Origin of the sequence: Nitrobacter sp. (assembly GCF_051535235.1) — a bacterium.
In the GTDB taxonomy this organism is placed as follows: Bacteria; Pseudomonadota; Alphaproteobacteria; order Rhizobiales; family Xanthobacteraceae; genus Nitrobacter.
This window is the reverse complement of record NZ_JBPPLZ010000007.1, coordinates 103780-122278: the sequence shown is the minus strand read 5'-3', so window position 1 is coordinate 122278 and position 18499 is coordinate 103780. Positions and strand designations below refer to the sequence as shown.

General features: G+C 59.1%; 16 protein-coding genes, 1 tRNA gene and 2 pseudogenes. 8 read left to right on the top strand and 11 right to left on the bottom strand.

The window, feature by feature from the left end:
- Positions 1-100: 100 nt before the first annotated feature.
- Complete coding sequence (locus ACS3WA_RS11350) at positions 101-934, bottom strand: universal stress protein (protein WP_438278624.1); 834 nt, start codon at positions 932-934, stop codon at positions 101-103.
- A gap of 250 nt (positions 935-1184) precedes the next feature.
- On the opposite strand from ACS3WA_RS11350, the pseudogene ACS3WA_RS11345 reads away from it, so the two are divergent.
- Together ACS3WA_RS11345 and ACS3WA_RS11340 are read left to right on the top strand one after the other, a co-directional pair.
- Positions 1185-1441: pseudogene (locus ACS3WA_RS11345) on the top strand (c-type cytochrome).
- 79 nt (positions 1442-1520) lie between these two features.
- Entirely contained in the window at positions 1521-1736 is a 216-nt protein-coding gene (locus tag ACS3WA_RS11340; protein ID WP_438278623.1) for a hypothetical protein, read from the top strand.
- A 191-nt stretch (positions 1737-1927) separates the two neighbouring features.
- Here ACS3WA_RS11340 and ACS3WA_RS11335 read toward each other — a convergent pair whose 3' ends face one another.
- The 6 genes from ACS3WA_RS11335 to ACS3WA_RS11310 form a co-directional block, all read right to left on the bottom strand.
- On the bottom strand, positions 1928-3037 hold the full coding sequence (locus ACS3WA_RS11335; protein ID WP_438278622.1) for an ABC-type transport auxiliary lipoprotein family protein: 1110 nt from the start codon (positions 3035-3037) through the stop codon (positions 1928-1930).
- Positions 3038-3040: 3 nt separating this feature from the next.
- Positions 3041-3820 carry an ABC transporter ATP-binding protein gene (locus ACS3WA_RS11330; RefSeq protein ID WP_438278621.1) on the bottom strand — a complete coding sequence of 260 codons (780 nt, stop codon included), beginning with the start codon at positions 3818-3820 and terminating at the stop codon, positions 3041-3043.
- Between the two features lie 2 nt (positions 3821-3822).
- Complete coding sequence (locus ACS3WA_RS11325) at positions 3823-4959, bottom strand: MlaE family ABC transporter permease (protein ID WP_438278620.1); 1137 nt, start codon at positions 4957-4959, stop codon at positions 3823-3825.
- Between the two features lie 242 nt (positions 4960-5201).
- On the bottom strand, positions 5202-5642 hold the full coding sequence (locus tag ACS3WA_RS11320; protein ID WP_438278698.1) for a CBS domain-containing protein: 441 nt from the start codon (positions 5640-5642) through the stop codon (positions 5202-5204).
- Positions 5643-5731: 89 nt separating this feature from the next.
- Positions 5732-6202, bottom strand: coding sequence for an Hsp20/alpha crystallin family protein (locus ACS3WA_RS11315; protein ID WP_438278619.1), 471 nt, complete (start codon positions 6200-6202; stop codon positions 5732-5734).
- Positions 6203-6320: 118 nt separating this feature from the next.
- A complete protein-coding gene (locus ACS3WA_RS11310; RefSeq protein ID WP_438278618.1) occupies positions 6321-7157 on the bottom strand; it encodes a universal stress protein in 837 nt (278 codons plus the stop codon).
- Positions 7158-7336: 179 nt separating this feature from the next.
- Between ACS3WA_RS11310 and ACS3WA_RS11305 the strand changes: the two genes are divergently transcribed.
- From ACS3WA_RS11305 to ACS3WA_RS11290, 4 genes are all read left to right on the top strand, one after another.
- Positions 7337-8065 carry a CBS domain-containing protein gene (locus tag ACS3WA_RS11305; protein ID WP_438278617.1) on the top strand — a complete coding sequence of 243 codons (729 nt, stop codon included), beginning with the start codon at positions 7337-7339 and terminating at the stop codon, positions 8063-8065.
- A 351-nt stretch (positions 8066-8416) separates the two neighbouring features.
- The gene (gene fixL / locus ACS3WA_RS11300; RefSeq protein WP_438278616.1) at positions 8417-9952 is read left to right on the top strand and encodes a sensor protein FixL; all 1536 of its coding nucleotides are present in this window, start codon (positions 8417-8419) and stop codon (positions 9950-9952) included.
- On the top strand, positions 9942-10556 hold the full coding sequence (gene fixJ, locus ACS3WA_RS11295; RefSeq protein ID WP_438278615.1) for a response regulator FixJ: 615 nt from the start codon (positions 9942-9944) through the stop codon (positions 10554-10556). Before fixL ends, fixJ begins: the two co-directional genes overlap by 11 nt.
- A gap of 65 nt (positions 10557-10621) precedes the next feature.
- Positions 10622-11017 carry a response regulator transcription factor gene (locus ACS3WA_RS11290; RefSeq protein ID WP_438278614.1) on the top strand — a complete coding sequence of 132 codons (396 nt, stop codon included), beginning with the start codon at positions 10622-10624 and terminating at the stop codon, positions 11015-11017.
- A gap of 326 nt (positions 11018-11343) precedes the next feature.
- Here the strand turns inward: ACS3WA_RS11290 and ACS3WA_RS11285 are convergent, their stop codons facing one another.
- The 4 genes and pseudogenes from ACS3WA_RS11285 to ACS3WA_RS11270 form a co-directional block, all read right to left on the bottom strand.
- Positions 11344-11763 (bottom strand): hypothetical protein, encoded by a 420-nt coding sequence (locus ACS3WA_RS11285; RefSeq protein WP_438278613.1) that lies wholly within the window; start codon positions 11761-11763, stop codon positions 11344-11346.
- A gap of 103 nt (positions 11764-11866) precedes the next feature.
- Positions 11867-12652, bottom strand: a pseudogene (locus tag ACS3WA_RS11280) (efflux RND transporter permease subunit); the annotation flags it as partial.
- Positions 12653-12799: 147 nt separating this feature from the next.
- Positions 12800-12875 (bottom strand) — tRNA-Ile (locus ACS3WA_RS11275).
- 180 nt (positions 12876-13055) lie between these two features.
- Positions 13056-15164: a TonB-dependent receptor plug domain-containing protein gene (locus ACS3WA_RS11270; protein ID WP_438278612.1), complete on the bottom strand. Its 2109-nt coding sequence runs from the start codon at positions 15162-15164 to the stop codon at positions 13056-13058.
- A 327-nt stretch (positions 15165-15491) separates the two neighbouring features.
- Here ACS3WA_RS11270 and flhA point away from each other — a divergent pair, with 327 nt between their 5' ends.
- Together flhA and ACS3WA_RS11260 are read left to right on the top strand one after the other, a co-directional pair.
- Positions 15492-17726 carry a flagellar biosynthesis protein FlhA gene (flhA, locus tag ACS3WA_RS11265; RefSeq protein ID WP_438278611.1) on the top strand — a complete coding sequence of 745 codons (2235 nt, stop codon included), beginning with the start codon at positions 15492-15494 and terminating at the stop codon, positions 17724-17726.
- A 322-nt stretch (positions 17727-18048) separates the two neighbouring features.
- Positions 18049-18249 carry a hypothetical protein gene (locus ACS3WA_RS11260; RefSeq protein WP_438278610.1) on the top strand — a complete coding sequence of 67 codons (201 nt, stop codon included), beginning with the start codon at positions 18049-18051 and terminating at the stop codon, positions 18247-18249.
- The last annotated feature ends 250 nt before the right edge of the window (positions 18250-18499 follow it).

Below are 18499 nucleotides of genomic sequence, written 5' to 3'. Positions count from 1 at the left end.
GTCCGCTTTCGACGAAATCAAAAGCGGACTTGCTCGCGCAGCCACCTCACGAAGGCAGCCTCGCGCCGCATGCGCAGCTCAGTCGCGGGGATGAATCCACCTAATGCGACATGAAAACCGGAACCGTCATCGCAGACAGTATTTCGCGTGTTGCTCCGCCAAGAACGAATTCGCGCAGACGGGAATGTCCGTAGCCGCCCATCACGAGCATGCTCGCCGAACTATCGGCAACATGCGACAGTATGACATTCGGCACATCGATGTCCGCGGCGGGCGTTCTTCTTACCTCGATCTTGATATCGTGACGGGCCAGATGCCGTCCGATCTCAATGCCGCCGATAATATTCTCGTCAGCGGTCTTCGCGTTTTCGACGATGAACAATTCGACGATGTTGGCTTTCCTCAACAAGGGCAGCGCATCATTGATGGCACGCACCGCGGCGCGGCTCCCATCCCAACAGCACACGATCCGGTCGAGTTTCAACCCCTCCTGCTGGATGTAAGGAACGACGATAAGCGGCCGGCCAGAATCAAACAGCGTCGCTTCGATCAAATCGCTGTTGTTGATTCCACTATAATCGTCCGATTGCATGATGATGCTCAGATCGAAACATCGTGCCATCTTTGAAAACGTTTCGGGCGGTCCGAATTCAGTCTGCAGGACAAGCCGCGGCTCGGCCGACAGACCGCTATGCTTCATGGCGACCTCAAAGCGGTCGATCGCGCCGCGCGCCGCTGTCTCGCTTTCGGCAAAGAGGTCGGCGAGAACGCCTGCGGGGAAATTCGGAACGATATAGTTCGGAATACTCGCCGCAAAGGCAAAGGAGACTCCCGTCAGATGAGCGGCAAACATCTCGGCTGTCGAAGCCGCAAAGTCGCGAACGACATCCCGGGACGGATCGCGCTCCAGATGGAGAATGATGTCCTTGATCATACGAATCCTCCCAACAGGCCTGTTTCGAAAAACAAGATATGAGAATGACGCCAGATCGAATTGACGTACCTCAAGGCAAAACGCACGCTTCTGAGTGTTGCCTTGACCCAGGTCAACGAGATCCGAACGTGCTCTGTTAGGAAGGTATCGCCGAATTCAATTTTTTCTGCAGGAAGTGACAATGCGTATTGCCAACTCTTCGTTGCTTCTGGCGGTGTCCGTGATTTTCACTTTGGTATCGGCCCAGCGCATGGAAGCCGCCAACGTCGAGCAAGGTCGACGCCTGGCGCAGCTTTATTGCGCGGGGTGCCACGCTATCGACAAGGTGAGTCCCAGCCCGCTTCGGATTGCGCCGCCGTTCCGTAGCCTGCATGAGCGCTATCCTGTCGAAACGCTCGAGGAAGCCCTTGCCGAAGGAATCACGACTGGACATCCAGCATGCCACAATTCCAGTTCGAACCCGATCAGATCAACGATTTTATTATGTTTCTCAAATCTCTGGAGTAGTCCTCGCTGTTGAAGGCAAGGAATGATGCAAGTTATCCGCCGATGAATTGCGCGATCTCATTGGCCGAGACGCAATTCATTGAAGGCAGGGCTTCCAAAAATGATCGTCGCAGCCGGGCGTCTATTCGACCACCAGACTCGTGAAAAATGGCTCGATGATGTCGGCGCCGGGTACCCTCCCTTCTTCAGAAGCGCAAAGGGTGACGAACTCATTCCTGCAATCGAAACATCTCCAAAGCTGCTGAAACTGGTGCGGATCAAGACGCTCCTCCCACTCGAGATGGATCAAGCGTGAACCGCACCGCGTGCAAGTTCCGTTATGGTCCTGTGTGGTCGATGCCATCGTTGCGACTCCTTATGCCGAGCCCCTTTCAGGTTTGTGCAGATTACGGGGCCGGTTCGCAGCGATGCTGATCCAGGTCAAAGAATCGCGGCGGCGATCCCAAGCGCCCGCCAACCCGCGATTCTCCATGCCGCCACTGACCGCTACAACGCCTTAACGGTCCACGCGATCATGTCCTTCGCGATCCGCCCGAATGCCTCGTTGAATGCTGCGCTGGCCGCCGCAGGCTCCATTTTATCCAGCTTCTGCGTATCCTGGAACAGTCGCGCCGCGACCACTTTGCCGTCCTTGTTCAGGATTCGAGCCGACAATCCGATATTGGCAGCCGGTTCGGGTTCAGTCGAGATCTGGAAGCTCCGGACGTCGATCACGAGTTGATAATCCGCCTGCACGCCATCCATTGAGCGCAGCGGTGCATGGGCGATGTCGTAATTTTCAAAACTCTCGAGCAGTTTCGCCTGCAGCAACTTTGGAATGCTGTCGGCCCACATCGCATCTGCGAAATCCGGATATTCCCTCGCCGGCGAAAACAGAAAGCGCTGCGTATCGAGCTTGATCACCGCAGTCGGCTCTGGAATGACGAGTCGGCTCTTGAGAGTTCCGGCAGGCGAGTGTGGAAAGTCAGCCGCCGCACGTAGGTCGTAGGTGGTTTTTTGCGGCTGCGAAGCGCCTCCGCCTGTCATGCGTTCAAGGCCCGCCACGATGCCATCGAGCTTGCCGGTGTTCCGCGCCAGTCCTTCAGAAAAGACCTGCAAATTTGCGATGGTGCTTTTTATCGGCTCCGCATTTTCCGCGAGCACCGCATCGACATGCCGCAACGCATCGCGCGCAGCCTGTGTCATGCTTTGGCCCGCATCGGCTTCGGCGATCAATGTCGGAACCGGGCCGGCGGCGCCGAGCAACCGACCACCTTCCAGCGCAATGACCGGAACGCCGGTCAGGCCCTGAAATTCGAGGCCGACTTTGGTGTCGGACCGAACCGGTGTCGTCGATGTCACGGCGATCGCCGCATCGACGCGGCGCGGATCGTCCGGAGCGAGACTGAGCGCAGTCACTTCGCCGACACGAATGCCATTGAAGAGGACGGCCGCACCAACCAACAGGCCCGGTACCGAGTCTTCGAATTGCACGTGGTAGGTCGTTCGCGGGCCGATGCCGCCGGTATTGTGGAGCCAATAGACGAAGCCGAAAACCGCCGCGATAGCTGCCAGCACGAACGCTCCGATGACGACAAAGGGGGCACGGGTTTCCATCTTTCAACTCGCCTTCGGTTGCAGCATCAACGAGCGCTTGCCATGGAAGTAGGCTCTCACCCACGGATGTTCGGATTGCAGCAGCTCACGCATCGGCCCGATGGCGACGATCCTGCCGTCCGCCAGCGCCGCGACGCGGTCGCAGACGGTGTTCAGGCTGGCGAGATCGTGCGTCACCATGAACACCGTCAGGCCGAGCGTTTTCTGCAATGTCTTGATCAGGGTATCGAAATCGCCGGCCGCGATCGGATCGAGACCGGAGGTCGGCTCATCGAGAAAGACGATCGCCGGGTCGAGCGCCAGAGCGCGCGCCAGCGCCACGCGCTTGGTCATGCCGCCCGACAGTTCGGAGGGAAACTTGTCGCCGTCCTCCGGGGTCAGGCCGACCATTTCCAGCTTGGCCGTGGCAATCTCGTCCAGCAGCGCATCTGACAGCACCAGATTCTCACGCAGCGGAAACTGAATATTCTGCCGCGGCGTCAGCGAGGAGAACAGCGCCCCCTGCTGGAACAGGATGCCCCATTTGCCGGCGGCGGCTTGCGTTCCGCGGTCATGCGTCGAGCCGATTCTCGTGCCCATTACCTCGATCTCGCCGTCCCGTCGCGGGATCAGGCCGATGATGCTACGCATCAACACCGACTTGCCGCCGCCCGACGCACCGACAAGGCCAAGGATCTCGCCACGGCGCACATCAAGCGAGAGATGATCGATGACGACGCGGCGCTCGAAAGCAACGACGAGGCCGTTGACACGAATTGCGAACTCCCCAGCCGATGCATCCATCGCTACATTCCAATCGACGCGAAGAATACCGCGAACAACCCATCCAGCACGATCACCAGGAAGATCGACTTCACCACCGAAGTGGTCGTCTGCTTGCCAAGCGACTCGGCGCTGCCCTTGACGCGCAGGCCCTCGCTGCAAGCCACGATGCCTATCACCAGCGCCATGAAGGGCGCCTTGATCATGCCGACCTCGAAATGCGTCACGGAAACGGCGTCATGCAGCCGCGCGATGAATATGGCCGGACCCATGCCGCCGTAGAACCATGCGACCAGACCGCCGCCATAAAGCGCGGCCATCGATCCGACGAACGTCAGAATCGGCAGCGCCACGGCAAGCGCAAGAACACGCGGCAAGATCAAAACGACGACGGGATCGAGACCCATGGTGGATAGCGCGTCGATTTCCTCGCGCATTTTCATGGAGCCGAGCTCGGCTGTGTAAGCGCTGCCGGATCGGCCGGCGACCATGATCGCGACGATCAGAACGCCGAGTTCGCGCAGAACGAGGATTCCGACCATATCGACGACGTAGGAATCGGCACCGAACTTGCGGAAATGAAAAAAGCCCTGCTGAGCGATGATCGCGCCGATCAGAAACGTGATGAGCAGGACGATGGGAATGGCCTGCCAGCCGACCCGATACAATTGGTAAACCAGCGAGGTGAACCGCAGCGAACGCGGCCTGCGAATGATGCCGAGCAATGCGACGCACAGCGCGCCGAGCATTTGCAGGAACACGGCGACATCTTCGCTGGACCCCCAGGCAGCGCGACCGATCTTCTCCACTCTGGCGATCACGGGATTGCGTGCCTTGAGTGGTGGAGGATTGTGCCGGTTGACATGCCGGACCTCCTCGATCAGCCCAACGTAGTTTTCGGAGACGCCGACGACTTCGACCGGATGATTGGCAGACGCTAATCGGCGCGACAATTTTTCGAGCAGCCACGCTCCCAGGGTGTCGAGCTCGCTGAGGCCGCTCATGTCCATTTTCAGCGATTTGGCCCGCTCGACCTGCGGCCCGGCGGTTTCCGTGAGCGCTTCCAGGGTGGTGACATTCGCCGCGATCCAGGAACCGTCCGGGTGCAACTCGACCGTATCCTCTCTTGATATGGCCGCCAATCGGGGTACCGTCGCCAATGCAAATCTCCAGTTCGCCGTCCCTCCATAAACCTGCAAACGAGAATGGACGTTGACCTGCCTCAAACCGTCACGGCATCCCGTTGAATGGCATTTGACGCAATCACGGGCATGACCGCCGCCCATGTCGATTCGCCTCCGGTTCATAAAAGAACAGAATGACGCTGGATCAGTCACAAGGGAGCAAGCGGCGCCTCCTCGACATTGGAGGCCGACAAGTTCAGAGCCAGAGAACTATTCAATCAGAGAGTGCGCTTGTCGCCACGCGTGCAGTCGCGCAAAGCTTGCATGATATCCTCGCGCGAAATGATGCCGACCAAATGCTGATCGGCAGCCATAACGGGAATGCTGCGAAGCCGATGCTCGACCATTAACTGCAATACACGCACCAACTTCGTCGTCGCGCCCACATAGATAAATTCGTGAATCATCACATCAGAAGCGGTTCGTTTCATAAGTTGGTCATAGCGCGGGACCATCGAACTCAGCGTAAGGGCGAAGCATTTGAGGAAGTCGAACTTCGTCACCAGGCCGACGACTTCCTGCCGGTCGACGACAGGATAGGCATTGAAATCATCACTGGCGAACAGATCGTGGAGTTCGTCCATCGTGACCTCGCACGACACCGTCTTGACGTCGCGCGTCATGTAACGGTCGACGATCTGTTCGATAAATTGATACAAGATGTCACCCAATCCGCTACGTCTGAAATCTATGGCGAGTTGTAGCTCGGGCGCGCGCAGCACGCCGCTCGCGCGCCCAGCTTCTCAAGTCAGGCGGCTGCCTTGACTTCGATTTTCTTGGCTTGCGCGGGTGCCGGCTTGGGCACCGTGACCTTCAGGACACCTTTCGACATCACCGCCTTGATGCTCTCGAGGTCTACGCCCGGCGGCAGTTCGACAGTCCGCACGAAGGAACCGTAGTTCCGTTCGACAAGATGATAGTCCTTTTCTTTTTCCTCCCGCTGGTTCTTCTTCTCGCCGCGGATCGTCAAATGATTGTCCACGACGTTCAACTGAACGTCCTTTTCCTCCAGGCCGGGAAGTTCCGCGGTTAATTCAATCTCCTTGTCGGTCTCGGCAATATCCATGCTGGGCATCAGCGTCCGTGACGACAGACCGGTGAAGCTTTTATTGAAGCCATCGAACAGCCGGTCCATCTCTTGCTGGAGCAGCGCCAACGGATTTGCGTCGGTCCGCGTCAGGGAACTATCCCGCCCTATCGGGATGAGCGACTTCATCATGATTGATCCTCCAAACAATGAGTCCTGAGCGGCCTTATCTCACCACGCGCCGGCGGAAATACTTTGATCGAGGTCAAACAGGGTGGCCATTGAAGCCGGCCACGAGATCCGGCGCAGATCAGCGCGACAGCAACACGCAACGCGTCGATTCAGTCGCAAGATGCTGCGTCACGCCACCGAGTACCCATTCACGCAATCGCGAATGGCCATAGGCCCCCGCAACGAGCACGCCCGCTCCAACACTGGATGCAATTCCATCCAGTGCGGTCGCCGCATCCCGCGTCGAACTCTCTTCTTGAACAAGTGCGCTCGCTGCAATGTCATGATATGACAACCACGTGACCACATCTTGAGTGCGGTTCAACGCGGCCTCGCGGCTGCCGCCGTTTTCGACAATCTCGGCGATTGTCACGTCTTTGGCTTTGCGAAGTAACGGAAGCGCATCGACGATTGCCCGTCGTGCTTCCGGGGTGTCCTTCCACGCGACCAGCACGCTTCGCAAATCGAGCCAGCCAGCTGCCTCCGGGACAACGAGTATCGGCCTTCCAGCTTGCATGACCAGGTCGCTGGGATTTGCCCTCGCAAACGGATCTGTAAACGCGCCGTCCCGGCTTTGCCCGATCACGATGATATCGGCGGTACGCGCTTCGCGCGCAATAAACCGAGTAGGCGTCTCCATATTGGAACGCCATTCGACGTGTTTCGCGCCCGGACCCATGGCCTCTCGAAACTCGGCCTCGAGTTCCGACAATCGCATCCTGATGGCGTTCCGACCTTGCTCGATCATCTTGTCGGCTTGTTCGCCCGAGGTGAAATAGAGCGGCGGGCTGAACTCCGCAGCCGCGATTCCGATAGCTCGCGCATCAAATCGTTCGACCGTTTCCCTGGCTATGGCAAGGCAGCGCTCGTTCGCCTGATCGGACGCAAGGCTAACCATGATCGTCGCGTAGGTCATTCTTCCCTTCCTTACTACGGCTCAGTATCAAATCACATTATCCATGCATGGATCCGAAACGGCAGGGCGGAAATGATCCAGATCAAGCCTGCGAATGAGCCGGCTTGACCTAGGTCAAGCCGGCTCGACTCAATGGCGGTAGCATTTCGACAGCTTCATCCAAGCCTCGGAGCATCGACATGCGCGCTCACCAGATCATGACCAGACGGGTCATCACGGTCAGCCCTGATACGACCATCGTCGCTGCCGCAAAGACTATGCTCACACAACACATTAGCGGCCTTCCGGTGATTGACGCAGCAGGAAAGTTGGTCGGCATTATTTCGGAAGGTGATTTCATTCGCCGCATCGAGATCGGTACGCAGCGCAAGAGGGCGCGATGGCTGAAGTTGCTGCTCGGTACCGGCAGAGAAGCCTCAGATTTCGTTCACGAGCAGGGCCGCAAAGTCGGTGAAATCATGACACCGAATCCATTCACGGTGTCGGAAGATACGTTGCTGGAAGACATTGTGGCCCTGATGGAAAAGCACGACATCAAGCGGCTGCCGGTGATGCGGGACGACCAGATTGTCGGAATCGTGACCCGCTCCAACCTGCTTCAGGCCGTCGCGGGGCTTGCTCGCGAGATTCCAGATCCGACCGCAGATGATGACCATATTCGCGACCGCATCATGACCTCGATCGAGGCCAGCGCCTGGTGTCCTTTCGGGCTGAGCGTCATTGTGCACGGCGGAACCGTCCATCTCAGCGGGGCCATTATCGACGAACGGGCCCGGCAGGCTGCGGTTGTCGCGGCGGAAAATGTCGCCGGCGTGAAAGAAGTTCACGATCACCTTTGCTGGGTCGATCCGATGTCCGGATTGTACTTGAATTCTTCCGAAGATAACAAACTGGCAGCCACGGGTTGAGTACAGAATCGCGAACCGCGATCGATAATATAAAGCGCGAGCAACCGGTCGCCTATTCTGGTCTTTGCTGCATGTCGCCAGCCTGCGTCACCTTTGGCGCTGCGGGCTGACCAGAACATCACTCATTTCTTTTCGGCACGAGAGGTGACGGCTCTTGCCCTCCTCCGCACCAGGCCAAGGCTGGCTGCAACAGCACAGCATTTTTTGGTGTTTTTCGGCCGGACAAAGTCTTATCCTTCAGCCTTGGGCCTTTCGCCCCTACCATAAGTAGCGGCCACGATCCCGGCTGAGCCTCATTAGCTGGGACTGCGAAGGCTCACGAAGCTTTACTTGCCGTGCGGGAAGTGAACCGTGACGAGTGATGATCTGCCGCCCCTGAACAGCCTGTTTCGTGACGAAGAGTTGCAACGCGGAATCGACAAATCCGGAGTTGGCATCTGGGATCTCGATCTCTCGACCTGGAAACTGTTCTGGTCCGGCCCGACACGCCGGCTTTTTGGCGTCTCGGACAACACCCCGGTCAGCTACGATCTCTTTCTCTCCCTGCTTCAGCCGAAAGATCGCGCGCGCACCGAATTGGCTATCCGGCGCTCGATCGAGACCGGGTGCAGGTTCGACATTCAGTACCGGCTCCGTGAGACATCGGAAGGAAGTCGCTGGGTTCGGGCGCGTGGCGGTCTCGTCATCAACGACGATGGAGTGCCGCGGCGCCTGAGTGGCGTCATGCTCGATGTCGACGATCAGAAATTGATCGAAGAAGCCCTGCTCGCGCGCGAGGATCATCTGCGTTCGATCCTCGATACGATTCCCGATGCCATGATCGTTATCGACGATCACGGCATCATGCAGCACTTCAGCACCGCAGCCGAACGTCTGTTCGGCCACTCAGAACATGAAGCCATCGGCCGGAATGTCAGCATTTTGATGCCTGAACCGGACAGCAGCCTGCACGACAGCTATTTGGCCCGCTATAAATCCACCGGCGAACGGCACATCATCGGCATCGGACGGATTGTTACCGGTAAACGCCGAGACGGGGCTACTTTTCCAATGCATCTGTCGGTCGGCGAGATGCACTCCGGTGGAAAGCGACATTTTACCGGGTTTGTTCGCGATCTTACAGAGCATCAGCAAACCCAGGCAAAACTACAGGAACTGCAGTCCGAACTGATTCACATGTCCCGTTTGAGTGCGATGGGTGAAATGGCCTCGACCCTTGCGCACGAATTGAATCAGCCGTTGACTGCGATCAGCAACTACATGAAGGGATCTCGCCGTCTTCTGGCGGCGAGTAACGACCCGAACGTCTCAAAGATCGAAACGGCACTGGATCGCGCCGCAGATCAGGCCATTCGCGCCGGCCAGATTATTCGGCGGTTGCGCGATTTCGTCTCCCGCCGGGAATCAGAGAAACGCGTCGAAAGCCTGACGAAGCTGATGGAAGAAGCCGGGGCTCTCGGTCTCGCCGGCGTCCGTGAACAGAACGCCATGCTGCGGCTTGAACTGGATGCAAAATGCGACCGCGTCCTGGTCGATCGCGTGCAGATCCAACAGGTCCTGGTCAATCTGTTTCGAAACGCCCTGGAGGCGATGGCGGAATCACCAAAACGGGAACTTGTCGCCGCCAGCAGAAAGGTCTCCGACGAGATGGTCGAACTGTCCATATCGGACACCGGCCATGGCTTCAGTGAGGTCGCCACTGCAAATCTGTTCAAGACTTTCTTCACGACCAAGGAAACCGGCATGGGAGTGGGACTCTCCATCAGCCGGTCGATCGTGGAAGCTCACGGCGGCCGAATGTGGGCCGAAACGAACGATTCCGGCGGCGCCACCTTCCGACTGACCCTGCCCATGGCTTCGACCGAGGATTTGCCCGATGTCGCATAACGGAAATGTCTATGTCATCGATGACGATCCTACGATGCGGGACTCGCTCGATTTCCTGCTTGGCTCGGCGGGTTTCAAAGTCACGCTGTTCGACACTGCCGCAGACTTCCTCGGTGCTCATGCCGGCCTCCATTTCGGCTGTGTCGTGTCTGACGTCCGCATGCCCGGCATCGACGGAATGGATCTGCTTCGACGCCTCAAAGCCAATGCGTCGCCCCTTCCCGTCATTATCATGACCGGACACGGGGATATTCCCCTCGCCGTTGAGGCGATAAAATTGGGAGCGGTCGATTTTGTCGAAAAGCCATTCGAAGATGAACGGCTGATTGGAATGATCGAGGCGGCCATCCAAAGCGCCGATCATGCGAAGAGCGACGCCGTCTCGGCTGAGATCGCATCAAGGATCGCGAGTCTGAGCAAGCGCGAACGTCAGGTCATGGACGGCCTAGTCGCGGGGCTGTCCAACAAGCTGATAGCCCGTGAACACAATATCAGTCCCCGGACGATCGAGGTCTACCGGGCAAATGTCATGACCAAGATGCAGGCACATAACCTGTCCGAGTTGATCCGGCTTGCCCTGCGCGCCGGCATCTTGAACGATTGAGGTAAATCAAGCCGCGGCATTCCTCTGATCGTATTGTGGATCGCCTATTGGATTCGCGGCATCAGATGGCAGAGATCGCAATCGCAAAACACAAAATCTGCATTCTCGATGACGATCCCGCCGTGCTTCAGTCATTGCGATTTCTTCTCGAAACACATGGATTCAAGGTTCGTACGTTCAGCGCGGCCGTGACGTTATTGGCTTCCGTTGACCCGCACGATGTCGATTGTCTGGTGATCGATTACAGACTGCCCCGGATGGATGGACTGGACGTGGCGCTGCGCCTCCGTCAACAAAATGTCGCGGCACCGATTGTTCTTATCACCGGCTCTCCCAACCGGCACATGGCGGAGAAGGCGGCGGCCGCCGGTATAGCGCATATCCTGTTCAAGCCTCATCTGGAGGGCAGCCTCGTGACGTGCGTTCGGGAGGCCATTTCTCGCCAATACCCGAACGATTAAACATCCCGCTGACGTTAGCGACGGTTTCCTGCAAGCCGCGGGACCGCGAAATAAATCGCAGCCTCCCGACAACTGTCTTGTGGGGGCACTTTGAAAGCGACTCGGGCATCTCGTTGATTTTCCACGACTACACCACGCGGCCATTAGGGCGACCATCATCTTGCAAGGCTGATGAGGATAAATGGGGCCACAGATGATGACACCGGTAGGACGGTACACCGTTGCGCCACTACATCTCTGACTATCTGCGATTTAATCCAGATCGAGATTGCGATGACAGGCATAATGATTGCAAAGGTCGTAGCCGACGCCATGCGGCCTCCGCTTCAGAAGCCGCATTCACGATATTGCTTTGATGCAAGCCGGAATCGTGGGCCTACCTGGATGAAATCTAGGTCGAGGCATCGGTGTCCTTGTCGGAAATCACGGAGACCATCGCATTGAAGATATTCGAGGTTTATTCGCCAACGCCTCTCAGTTGGAGAATAGGTTGCGAAATCATGCTGCGCCTTGGCCGGCCCCTTGCAGATTGCCGCTATATAGTTACGGATGTCGGGCGGCAGTGCATCTATGTGCTGAGGATTCCAGGGATCATCCTTGGGTTGTTGGGATGCAGCGGGCAGCTCGCTCGCAAGTAGGAGAGAACACACCAATAAGAGGATGCGGACGATCATTCGGTCCTCCACGAAGACAATTTCAGAAACACGTGCACATGCCGCTTCGTAGCGCACCTTGTTGCCTGCCATGTTGAAGGTCAGCAGGGGCCAAACGCAAAGTCAACGCAATGACCTGCGCCGCATAGAAATGGCAACAGGTTCTCAAGGATTGAAATCGCGGAAAGCTCCAATCCTATTCGGCTGCGCGACTCGTCGCAATTCTGTTCGCATTATCCAGTTCCAAACGTCGCGGCGCGAAACGGGTATAAAGCGCCGGCAGCACCACAAGCGTCAGCATCGTTGCGGTCAGCAGTCCGCCGATGACGACAGTTGCCAGGGGCTTCTGCACTTCCGCGCCTGTTCCTGTCGCTAACGCCATGGGTACAAAGCCGAGCGACGCCACCAGCGCCGTCATTACGACGGGACGGAAACGCGTCTGCGCTCCGTCATAGATTGCCTGGACAAGCGGCACGCCGCGATCGATCAGTGACCGGATCTGGGTCAACATCACCAGACCGTTGAGCACGGCCACGCCCGACAGGGCGATGAAGCCGACTGCGGCAGATATAGAGAATGGCATGCCGCGCAGCCACAGCGCAGCAATCCCGCCGGTCAACGCGAGCGGCACGGCGCTGAAGACGAGGAGTGCATCGCCCACCGACCCCAAGGCGCCGAAGAGGAGCAGGAAGATCATGGCGAAGCATGCGGGGACGACAAGCGCGAGCCGCTGGCGCGCGACTGAGAAGTTCTCGAATTGCCCGCCCCAGACCAAGTAGCTCCCCGGCGGCAGCTTCACCTCTTCGGCAACCTTCGCTTGGGCCTCAGCGACCAGCGACCCGATGTCTCGCCCGCGGACCTCGGCGGTGGTGACAACGCGGCGCTTGCCGTTCTCGCGGCTGATCTGGTTGGCCCCTTGCTTCATGGTTTCCTCCGTAGGCGAAAGGTGGGACTGCGGTCGGCCAAGAACCCAACGAAGCTGATTAGACCCCCCTGACTTCTTCTGAGCTCAAAAATCGGCGAAGAAATCGAGGAGAAATTCCATAGGCGTTTCAGGGGAATCTAAGATCGAGTCGTTTTCAAAACGAAATCGAGTCGTTTCAAAGTGCCCGCACATGTCTGATGTGCATGGTGGGCCCGGCAGGACTCGAACCTGCAACCAGACCGTTATGAGCGGCCGGCTCTAACCATTGAGCTACAGGCCCGGGCCGGAGATCGCGCGTGCAACCGCCCTCGGCGCAGGCATCCTTTACAAGGTCGGACGCCGCGCGGCAATCGGCGTTCAGCCCGGAAGCCCCCCGCCATGGTGAAAGGACCTGAAAATACAAAGGAAGATGCGCGCCGAGGGCCCGGCGCGCATCTCCTGGCCGCGACCGCCGCACCCGCTAGAAGGTTGCCCGGGCTTTCACATAGAACGTGCGCCCCGGCTGCGGCAGGCCCCAGGCCAGTTCGTAGTTCTGATCGAGCAGGTTCTTGACGCCGCCCGCCAGTTCGACATTTTCCATCAGCTTGTAGCTGACGTTGACGTTGGCGAGCGTATAGGCCCCGGTGCGGATATAGAGATCGGGAAAGGCGGCGCGGATCGGCGCGTTTTGAGCCTGAGTGCCGACGACGACGTCGCTCCAGCGGTCGCTGGCGATCTCAACGCTCGGCGTGATGGTAAACCGATCGATCGGCCGCCATGTGGCATAGAGGAACGCCTTGTGGGTCGGCACGCCGCTCGGCCTGAATCCGGGAACGGACACGTCGCTGACGTCTCGCTCGATGAAAGTATAGTTTCCGCCGAGCGCGAACTGCGGCGAGAACTGCGCTTCGAACGACATCTCGAAGCCGTAGAAATTGCCCTGGTTGATGTTCTGCGTCTGCGACTGCGTCGGGCTGACCCGAACCGCCTGGATCAGGTCACGCACGTCGCTATAGAAGACCGCCGCCGTCGCCCGCAGATTCGCGGTGACATGGCCTTTCCAGCCCAGTTCATAATTGGTGGCGCGCTCGGGACCGAGGTCGGGATTGGGAATCGCGGTCCCGAAACGCTGGCTGTAAAGCTCGAAGATGGTCGGGAAGCGCGTGCGGTCGGATACGCTGAAATGAAGTTCCCCGGTGTCGCTGTAGCGCCAGATCGCCGCGGTCTGCCAGTTGAAGGCGTCAGACCCGCCCTTGGGGTATTCGTAGATGAAGCCGCCGTTGCTGCTGTTGAATTCCTCCGCCTTGTCGATCCAGTATTTGTCATAGCTGATGCCACCCACCAGATCGAAGTTCGGCCTGACGTGGAACGTGTTTTCCAGCGCGGCCGACCACGTCGTCTGCGCCTGATTCTGCTTCGGCTCGACAAACCCTCCGGACGGAAGGGTCGGCTGGTTGTGATTCCACTCGGTATGGAAATCTTCCCGATAATGAAACGCCGCCTTCAGCGTGTTCATCGGAATCAACTCGGTGCCGGCCTCGACCGAGCCGCCGCGTGCGTTGTCGTCGTAATAGCTGTTGAAGCGGCCGTTACTCGATTGCGTCGTATAGGAGATGTTGTCGTACGCCGAAAGCGAATTGTAGAATGTGTTGTAGTAAAGCTTGGTCTTGACGTAGGAAGCATCGCCAAGCTGGGTGTTCGACATGAATGCGAGGTTCTGAACGTCCCACGCCGGCCAGCGCCAGTAGCTGTTCTGGCTCGACGGCGGATTGTTGTAGACGTTGAGAGGAGCGCCCTTTTCGCCGGATTGCTTGATGAAGTTGATGCTGTATTCGTCGGTGGCGTTCGGCGTGAAACCGGCCTTGAGGTTGACGCGCCAGTCGCGGGTATCGGACCCGTTGCGCCTGCCGCCGTCTTCGAGCGAGCCGGCATAAGGACCTTGCGCCGGATACGGCGAATAGCCCTGCGACAGCGACCAGAAGTCCTGATTGAGATAGTTGGCGCTGCCCTGAACGTAGAATTTCTCCTGGCGCGACCCGAGCATCGCGTAGCTGTTCCAGCCCTCGAACGCGCCGCGGTTATCGAACGCGGCGCCGCCGCTGAACTCGCCCTCGAACGGTTTTACCGGCTTGCGCGACACCAGGTTGATGGCGCCGCCCATGCCGCCGGGGCCGTCGAGCACCGAGGCGTAGCCCTTCTGGATCTGGATTTCGGCGATGTCGTTGGTCAGGAAGCGGCTGAAATCGAGCCGGTTGTCGGCGGGCAGATAGACGCGCACGCCGTCGATCATCAACGGCACCTGCCAGCGTCCGAAGCCGCGCACGAAGATATCGGTTTCGTTGCGCTGACCGGCGGTGGACTGGGTGCTGACAACGCCCGGCACGAGGTTCACAGCCTGTTCGAGGGTCTGCTTGTCGAACGTCCATGTCTGCTCGCGCGTTATCGTCGAGCCGCCGACACCAGTTCCGCCCTGCCCTGCGCCAGAGACGTAAATCTCGCCGAGCTGATAAACTCCATCCCGATCCTGCGCTTCGGCGCCGACCGACATCGCGACAACGGCTACCGATGACAGGAGCGCGCTCCTGCCCATGAACCTCGTTGATGGTCTCACGCCCGCCCCCTCGCCCCTCAGATTCGCTGTATATAACGGAATATACTGATATCGAGGAAGGCGGAGCCCGGCATAGTGGCATATTGACGCATATATAACGCTACCAACAACGATTGATAACGAAAATCGCCGCACGGATTGACCCGCCGCCGGCTGCTGCCCGCACCCGCTCCCATCCGCAGCGGTCAAAAACCGGTGTCTCCACCGGAAACGTTAACCCTTCGCTAACCATACGCTGGGCAAATTTTGCCGGGTGGAATCCGGGTGAAGTCGAGTGTCGTCAGCCGCGTAAAACGGGAGGATCCCGTGGACGCCAGTGCGGTACCCCACTTACGGAACGGCGGCCCTTCGGCCGCCGCGCAGACGCTCGGGGCGCGCGAACGGCATTCGCGAGGGGAAACGGCGACGATGGCGGGCATCACGGCGGGTCAGGGGGCGGAGGTCTCGGTCTCGGGTTTTCCGAGCTTCAGCCAGATCGGGACCATGCTGCGGCGCGGCGATCTCGCGCTCGCCTTCGGGATCCTGACCATTCTTGTGGTCCTGATCCTGCCGCTGCCGTCTGTCATCCTCGACCTGTTTCTGGCGATCTCGATCACACTGTCGATTCTGATCCTGATGACCGCGCTGTTCATCCAGGCGCCGCTGGAGTTTTCATCTTTTCCGACCGTGCTGCTGATTGCGACCATGCTGCGGCTGTCGCTCAACCTCGCCTCGACGCGGTTGATCCTGTCACATGGGCACGAAGGCTCGGCCGCCGCCGGTCACGTCATCGAGGCGTTCGGCAACTTCGTGATGGGCGGCAACTTCGTCATCGGCATCATCGTATTCGCGATCCTGGTGATCGTGAACTTTGTGGTCATCACCAAGGGCTCCGGCCGCATCGCCGAGGTGGCGGCGCGCTTCCAGCTCGACTCCATGCCGGGCAAGCAGATGGCGATCGACGCCGACCTTTCCGCCGGCCTGATCGACGAGAAGACCGCCAAGGAACGGCGCAAAGCGCTGGAGGACGAAAGCGGCTTCTTCGGCGCCATGGACGGCGCTTCGAAGTTCGTGCGCGGAGATGCGGTCGCCGGCCTGCTCGTCGTCTTCATCAACATCATCGGCGGCATGATCATCGGCATAGCACAGCAGGGCCTGAGCTTCGCCGATGCGGCGCACAGCTACACCCTGCTGACCGTCGGCGACGGCCTTGTCACGCAAATTCCGGCGCTGATCGTCTCCACCGCCGCCGGTCTTCTGGTCTCCAAGGCCGCCGTCACCGGTGCCGCCGACAAGGCGTTGATGAAACAGCTCTCCGGCTATCCGCAGGCGCTCGGCATGTCCGCCGGCGTGATGCTGATGCTGGCAATATTGCCGGGCATTCCGATGTTGCCGTTCCTCGCACTTGGCGGCGGCGCCGCGGCGCTGGCCTGGACTTCGCGAAAACGTCACAGCATCGCGGCGGCGGAAGCGCAAGCGGCGGCATCCTCCGAAGCGAAGGCCGCGGCGACGCAGGCGGCCGCCGAGGAGCCAATTTCGACGGCGTTGAAGATCGACGATCTGAAGATCGAACTGGGTTATGCGCTGTTGCCGCTGGTCAACGGCCCGGATGGCCAGGATCGACTCACCGAGCAGATCAAGGCACTGCGCCGGTCGCTGGCGATCGAGATGGGATTCGTGATGCCGGCGGTGCGGATCCTCGACAACGTGCAGCTCGAGGCCAACACGTACATCATTAAAATCAAGGAGGTCGACGCCGGCTCCGGCCGGATCTGGCCGAACCAGTACATGGTAATGGACCCTTCCGGCGATCAGGTCGACGTCCCCGGTATCCACACGACCGAGCCGACCTTCGGGTTGCCGGCGACCTGGGTCGATGCCTCACTGAAGGAAGAGGCTTCGCTGAAAGGATATACAGTCGTCGATTCCGCGACCGTGGTTTCGACCCACCTCACCGAACTGCTCAAGACCAACATGTCGGACCTGCTCTCCTACGGCGAGGTGCAGAAACTTCTGAAGGATCTGCCCAAGGAACAAGGCGAACTGGTCAAGGACATCGTTCCCGCCCAGATCACGATCTCCGGCATCCAGCGCGTGCTCCAACTGCTGCTTGCCGAGCGCATCTCGGTGCGCGATCTCTCCACGATCCTGGAAGGCATCGCCGACGCGCTGGCCTTCTCGCGAAACCCGACGACGCTGGTCGAACATGTGCGCGCCCGCCTCGCGCGCCAGATCTGCGCCCAGAACACCTCGGTCAACGGCTACCTGCCGCTGGTCGCGCTGTCGGCGAAATGGGAGCAGGCTTTTGCCGAATCCATCATCGGCCAGGGCGAAGAGCGCAGCCTTGCGATGCAGCCCTCGAAGCTGTCCGAATTCATGACCGCGGTGCGCGACCGCTTCGAACAGGCGGCCCGCGAAGGCGAAGCGCCGGTGCTGGTAACCTCGGCCGCGATCCGGCCGTTCGTCCGTTCTCTGGTCGAGCGGTTCCGCGCCCAGACCCCCGTGCTCTCGCAAGCGGAAATCCATCCGCGTGCCCGGCTCAAGACCGTCGGCAGCATCTGATCGCCGCCGAATCGCGGTCGCGGGGGATGCGGCATTTTGGCATCAGACAAGTGATTTAAATCTGACTGGCCGAAACCGACTGCCGGCCACGCGATCCAACGGAGGTTTAACGTTAAAACGCTGAAACAATTGCATAATCACCAATTGATGGGCAGGTTTCGGGGCGATTTGATCGCGCAGCTTCACACCTTTTCACGGCTTTGTGATGGCCTCTTCGGAACGTCGCGGGCGCTTCCTACGTTTTAAGGGCGCGAAACCATGAACCTGTAGACGGACGACCGAGACACATCTCCAAAGGAAGTTTAACGCCGGGAGGCTTCCAATGAACCACTCGATTTACAGCGCGGATCGGATGACCCACCTGAAGATCGTGGTGGTCGCTCTCGTCGCAGGGATCGCGGTAGCCGGTTTTGCCATTTCGGCGCGTATGAATGCCGACGACGGCTTTACGCAGACTGCCCGCGTCATCAAGGTCGGCAAGCCGATGGCGATCACAAGTTCCGACACAATGGTGGTTCGCTGATGAATTTAAGGAATCACGAGGCTTCTTTACATTGCCCCCCGAAGTCGCCGCGTGAGTCGTAGAGGACCCCACTCACCCCAAGTGGACTACGATGGAAAACGCCCGCCCCCCACGGGCGTTTTCTTTTGCGCCAATGAAACGTCGGCGCACCGGTCTCCAGTCCAGTTCAGGCCAATCCAGCATCGTTGCCCTGCCTCGTGATCGAGGTGCAGGCCTCGCACATAACAAAACCCGGGCAACGCGGCCCGGG